Raw genomic sequence first — 5,383 nt, forward strand, 5'->3', positions numbered from 1 at the left:
GAGATGCGGGCGCCGCGCAGCGGTTGCAGCGCCTTGTATTCGGCCCGCGTCGCCATCAGGCCTGGCATTTCGACCTCGGCCATGTCGATTTCCTTGCGGCCCCAGTCCGCAAGCGTGATGTCGGCAACGTGATAGTCGTGGCGGGTGCTCGTCATGGGCTGTCCTCATCTCCTGGATCGCGCGGTCCTATAGCAGCGGCGGGCGCCCCTGTCCATGCGCACATAAAGAAATCTTTATGTTGTGATGAAGAGGAACTTTCCATCGCATGGGCCTATATTGTGGCCATGACACACTTGCACCAAACCGGACCCTCCATCGCCTTCGACAACAGCTACGCCCGGCTGCCGGGCGCCATGCATGCGGGCGTTCTGCCAACGCCTGTCGAGGCGCCGAGGCTCATCAAGGTCAACACGCAGCTGGCCCTTGAACTCGGCATCGATCCGGCGGGCCTCACCCCGGAGATGGCAGTGGGGAATGTCCTTCCCGCCGGTGCGGCACCCATTGCCCAGGCCTATGCCGGCCACCAGTTCGGAAACTTCGTGCCGCAGCTGGGTGACGGGCGGGCAATCCTGCTGGGCGAGGTCGTGGACCGGCAGGGCAGGCGCCGCGACATCCAGCTGAAGGGAGCAGGCCCCACCCCCTTCTCCCGGCGGGGAGACGGCCGGGCGGCACTGGGCCCCGTGCTGCGTGAATATCTGGTGAGCGAGGCCATGCATGCGCTGGGCATCCCCACGACCCGCGCGCTCATGGCCGCGGCCACGGGCGAGAGGGTCTATCGCGAGGCGGTGCTGCCGGGCGCGGTGCTGACGCGGGTGGCCTCAAGCCATATCAGGGTGGGGACTTTCCAGTTCTTCGCGGTGCGCCGCGACCAGGAGTCGCTTTCAGCACTGATGGACCATGTCATCGCGCGGCACTACCCGCAGCTCTCGGGCATCGAAACCCCGGCTCTGGGCCTGCTCGACCAGGTGATGGACGCGCAGGCAGCGCTCGTCGCGCGCTGGGTGCAGGTGGGATTCATCCACGGGGTGATGAACACGGACAACATGGGCGTTGCTGGCGAAACCATCGATTATGGCCCCTGTGCCTTCATGGATGCCTATGACCCGGCGACGGTGTTCAGCTCGATCGATTCCTACGGCCGCTATGCCTATTCCAACCAGCCGCCCATCGCGCAGTGGAACCTCGCGCGCCTCGCCGAGACGCTGCTGGGCTTTTTGCATGAAAGCAGGGAGGAAGCGATCCGTATCGCCACTGAGCGGATCGAGGGCTTTCCGGCCATCTACACAAGGCACTGGCTGGCGGGCTTCCGCCGGAAGATCGGCCTCGTCACGGAGGAGGACGGCGACCTCGACCTGATCCAGGCGCTGCTCGATGCGATGCAGCTGGCACGGGCCGATTTCACCCTCACGCTCCGTGCACTGAGCAATGGGCAGGAGCCAGCCGCCCTCGCAGAATGGCTGCCGGCATGGCGCGCACGGCTGGCGCGCGACCCGCAAAGCCCGGAGGAGCGGCGCGCCCTGATGCGCTCCGTGAACCCGGCCTATATCCCGCGCAACCACCGGGTTGAAGAAATGATCAAGGCTGCAGCGGAGCACGATGACTTCACGCCCTTCGAAGCCATGCACCGTGTCCTGATGACGCCTTACGAGGAACAGCCAGGCGCGGAAAGCTATGCCGAACCGCCCAAAGAGACGGACACACCATACCGCACCTTCTGCGGAACCTGACGGCCTCTGGAAACGGCGGCAGGCAGTCAAATGGATCGCGTGTGACTTCTGATGTCTTCTCCCGCGGCCTTCAGCGAAAAGAGGCGTGAGGCAAGTTCACCGCGCCGGGAAGGCCAGCCTGGCAGCCGTGATCGCAGGCCAGCAGACCGCCACCGGAAAGGTGAGTGATTTTGTTCGGAAATGGCGCACCCGACAGGATTCGAACCTGTGACCTCTGCCTTCGGAGTTTTGTACATCTCGCCTTTCTTTCTGATTTCATTGGGTTGTTGTGGCAAAAAAGAGCGTGAACCTTTCGAAAACATCAGCGGATTCTCCGGACATTCCCCGGACGCGAGCCGATAGCCTCAGCGGCTTCGTCCTGGTGATCTGGACGGTGATGCGCGTAATGCTTCAGCAGCGTCTGCACGCTGGTCGCGAGGAACTCCGAAGCCTTGAAGACGTCCATGCCGGATTGCATCAGCCACGAAGCCGCTGTGTGTTTCAGAGTGTGTGGCGAGATGCCCTTGAGATAGACGCGAGCGGCAGCGCTACTGAAAGACGTTTGGAGATCGTCGATGCTGTTGCCTGACCAAATGATCACGTGGCCAACGTTATGAGGATGGCCCTTCGCGCGCTTCAGGTGCGGCAACAGGCGGGGAGGAATTCGGCAGCCACCTCGCTTTTTCTTGGTCTCTGGAAGGCCGTCGCGTAGAAAATCCATGCGGCGGCGCTCGAAATCAACTTTGCTCCAGCGCAGCGACAAGATCGCCTCTTTGCGTCGCCCGGTATACAGTCCGATCAAGATGAACATCGCCAGGTGATATTGGGGCCTCGATACCCGAGACCACTTCGAGGGTAACCGAGTGGCAGCATCGTAAGCGACAGGGGAGAAGCCCAAGGCACCGGCAAGTAGCATCGCGGCCTCGGATCGCGTCAACCAGCGACTTTTCGGGGGTGACTCTGGGGGCCTCTTCAAGGCTACGGGCCGGGTGAGTTTTTGATCCAAGAGCGCTTCACGAATTGCACACTGCACGACTCCCAATTCGCGGCGAACGGTTGACAGGGATCGCCCGCGCCAGCGAGTGTAGGCATCCACGAGTCCGGGAACCTCCGCGACACTGCGGCCGGCAAAGAACTCCGACAGGGGAGTGACGGCATAGGCTGCACGCTCGCCATCCTTGCCGTTGGCCTCGAGCTTCTCCAGGTAGTCGGTGAGTATATCCGTCATCAGGATTTCAGATGGATCACGGGGGCCGAGCTTGCGCGTGAACCGCTGGAGGAATCGCGCGAACTCGATTTGAGCCGCTGCGCTGTCTGCCGTGCCAGTGCTGCGCTCGCGGCTGCGTCCGTGTTCGGTCCAGACGATGTAGAAGCAGCCACGCTTGGCGAGAAACTTGAGCTTGGGACCTTCGTTGCGTCTCGGCATTGTCTCACCGTGGAGTTGTCCAGATATTCTTGCCAGGCACCGGGCGGGATGCGGCGCCGCTTTCCCACCTCGACAAAGGGAAGCCTGCCGTCATCGATCAATCGCTTAATCGCGCCTTCCGACAGGCCGACACGTTCCGCCAGCTGCCGGGGTGTTTCAAGCTTGCCGAGCTCGTGCATCACGCCTCCTCGAAAAGCCGCGTCATGCGCCGAACGACCGCGGGAACGTCGATCACGACCAGCACGTCCGCCTTCGGCACCGCGTCGAGCTCGGGATCGGGAGGCCCGTCGCCGATGACCTGGCGGCCTGTGTCAGCTGCAGCCAACTCGAAGAGGTCTTGCAGCGGTGCATTGTCGAGCGCGTTGGAATAGACCCGGCGTTCGGTTCCCGCCGGTCCTTCGAGCGGTCCGCGAATCAGAAGCCTCGGAAACTCCTGCCCAGCCATGCTGTGCGCCATCGCAGCGGCAGCCGGAGCGAGGAAACCGGACACGCGCAAGGCCGCGAATAGGCCAACGCGGATGGCGTAGCCTTTCGACTGCCGGTCTCCCCAATCGGCTGTGCGTCCGGACCGCTCAAGTGTGTTGAGGGTATCCCGGTCCAGTTTCGCGGCGCGGCAGATATCGGTAAGCGTCGGCATGTGAGAATCTCCCTTGGTGAATCTCACATGGCTCGGTTCGAGATTTCGATCAAGAGAAATATTCAACCCAAAGAAGAAGGCCGGAGCAGTCGCCCGCCCCGGCCTGTGGATAGGTCGAGCCTGTGCGTCAGGCTGCGCCGGTCTTGCCCGCCCTGATTTCGTCGGCAAGCTGGAGGATCATCACGTCAAGGTCTTCCTTCTCGAACAAAGCCCGAAGCGTAATCTGCGCGCGGATCAACTCGTCATCGCTGCCAGGCTCCGGCTTCCGTGATGCGGCCTCCAAGGCAATGGTGTTGATGTAATGCCAGGAGCGGGTTTCAGTCTCGTCGACAATTCGCTCGACCTCGTGAGTGCATCGAGGTTGGTTGCAGGTCGCTTTTGCGGCTTCGGTAACAGCCATGTGGAGTTCAAACAGCATGTCGAGTTCCCGAAGCGAAAGGCGCGACAGATCGGGCATGTCTGGGGCAAGAGCGGCATCCAGCCACTGGACTCTTTGCGAAAAAATCTCGACAGCGTTAAGTGCAAGATCAGCCATGTTGGCCTCCTCATAAGGTTGACTGGTTAGGGCCGAAGGGGAGTTGCAACCTTCCCTTCGGTCCGCTTCAGGCTGCCACAGACGGGCGGGCTTTTCAACCTTCAGAACATCCTCACCGCGCAATGTGGCCGGTTTCCGAAATGCAATCGTTACAAATTTCGCGGCGGCCCCTTGTCGATGCGCCAATAGACAATCCAGAACACCAGCTCACCGATCGCGATGGCGAGCCATGGCCACCCGAGCATATGGACGGCTTGCAGCAGCGCGGTCCATAGCTCGCCCATCTCCGGCGGGTCACGTCCGCCGCGGCATGATCCGGGCTCCGTAGCGTCCGCCCATCACACGCGCGGCGCGGCCTCCGCCCAAGGTATCGACAACCTCGTCTTGGATCAGTGCCCGAATGTTGATTGAGCCATCCGGCGCGCGCTGCGATTCGGTTGTGACCTTGGCCCCGGTCTGGTTGATGATGTTCACCTTCACGCCACCACCGCCCGCGCGGTCCATCGGCGTCACCCTTGCCGGGCCGTGGATGATCTCAGGGCCCGCCTCGCCAGCGATGCCCCACTTGCCAGCGCCGAGCGTGCCGCCGTTGGCGTAGAAGCCACCGAAGCTGCCGAGCCCTTGCGCGCCGAGCAGGCCGCCGCCCGGCACCAGCCCGCCGAGCAGCATGTTAAGGCCGCTGTTGAGCAGCTGTTCCGCGATACTCTGCAGCGCATTCATGGCCGACTGCCTGAGACCTTCAAATGCATCACCGGCGGAATGCGCAGAGAATGCGATGCCGGTAAGCGATGATGCGAGGCCTGAGGCCAAGCCGTCAGTAAGCCCCAAGGTGAGCGACGTGGATTGCTGCACCTGGTCCGAGAAGGACTGCAGGGCGTCGCCAGCGCCGTAAATGTCATCAATGGTGCCAGGGGGAAAGATCGGCGGAAGTTGAGAATTCTGCAACGGGCTCGACGAGGTTGAACCATTGCCAGCTTTCCCGCCACCGCCTCCACCCGTCTTGGCACCGCTTCCGCCACCGGCGGAGTTCAGCAGCGCGTCAAGGTCGGCCTGTGACGCCTGCAGATTGACCTTGCCGC

The 5,383-nt window shown here is 62.5% G+C and carries 6 protein-coding genes and 2 pseudogenes; 1 reads left to right on the plus strand and 7 read right to left on the minus strand.

Annotated elements, in window-relative coordinates:
* On the minus strand, positions 1-155 hold a 155-nt coding region (locus ACILRA_RS19175), incomplete at its 3' end, for an adenosylhomocysteinase (RefSeq protein WP_395663667.1).
* Positions 156-284: 129 nt separating this feature from the next.
* On the opposite strand from ACILRA_RS19175, the gene ACILRA_RS19180 reads away from it, so the two are divergent.
* Entirely contained in the window at positions 285-1,727 is a 1,443-nt protein-coding gene (locus tag ACILRA_RS19180; protein WP_395663662.1) for a YdiU family protein, read from the plus strand.
* A gap of 301 nt (positions 1,728-2,028) precedes the next feature.
* On the opposite strand, the gene ACILRA_RS19185 is transcribed toward ACILRA_RS19180, so the two are convergent.
* From ACILRA_RS19185 to ACILRA_RS19210, 6 genes and pseudogenes are all read right to left on the minus strand, one after another.
* Entirely contained in the window at positions 2,029-3,132 is a 1,104-nt protein-coding gene (locus tag ACILRA_RS19185) for a site-specific integrase (RefSeq protein WP_395663663.1), read from the minus strand.
* Between the two features lie 32 nt (positions 3,133-3,164).
* Positions 3,165-3,311, minus strand: a pseudogene (locus tag ACILRA_RS19190) (excisionase family DNA-binding protein); the annotation flags it as partial.
* Positions 3,311-3,769, minus strand: a complete 459-nt coding sequence (locus ACILRA_RS19195; protein WP_395663664.1) for a hypothetical protein — start codon at positions 3,767-3,769, stop codon at positions 3,311-3,313. The gene ACILRA_RS19195 and the pseudogene ACILRA_RS19190, both read right to left, overlap by 1 nt.
* A gap of 127 nt (positions 3,770-3,896) precedes the next feature.
* Positions 3,897-4,304 (minus strand): hypothetical protein, encoded by a 408-nt coding sequence (locus ACILRA_RS19200; RefSeq protein ID WP_395663665.1) that lies wholly within the window; start codon positions 4,302-4,304, stop codon positions 3,897-3,899.
* A 149-nt stretch (positions 4,305-4,453) separates the two neighbouring features.
* A complete protein-coding gene (locus ACILRA_RS19205; protein WP_395663666.1) occupies positions 4,454-4,588 on the minus strand; it encodes a hypothetical protein in 135 nt (44 codons plus the stop codon).
* A gap of 10 nt (positions 4,589-4,598) precedes the next feature.
* Positions 4,599-5,383 (minus strand): annotated as a pseudogene (locus ACILRA_RS19210) (hypothetical protein); the annotation flags it as partial.

This window comes from Aestuariivirga sp. (assembly GCF_044239095.1).
Taxonomy (GTDB): Bacteria; Pseudomonadota; Alphaproteobacteria; order Rhizobiales; family Aestuariivirgaceae; genus Aestuariivirga.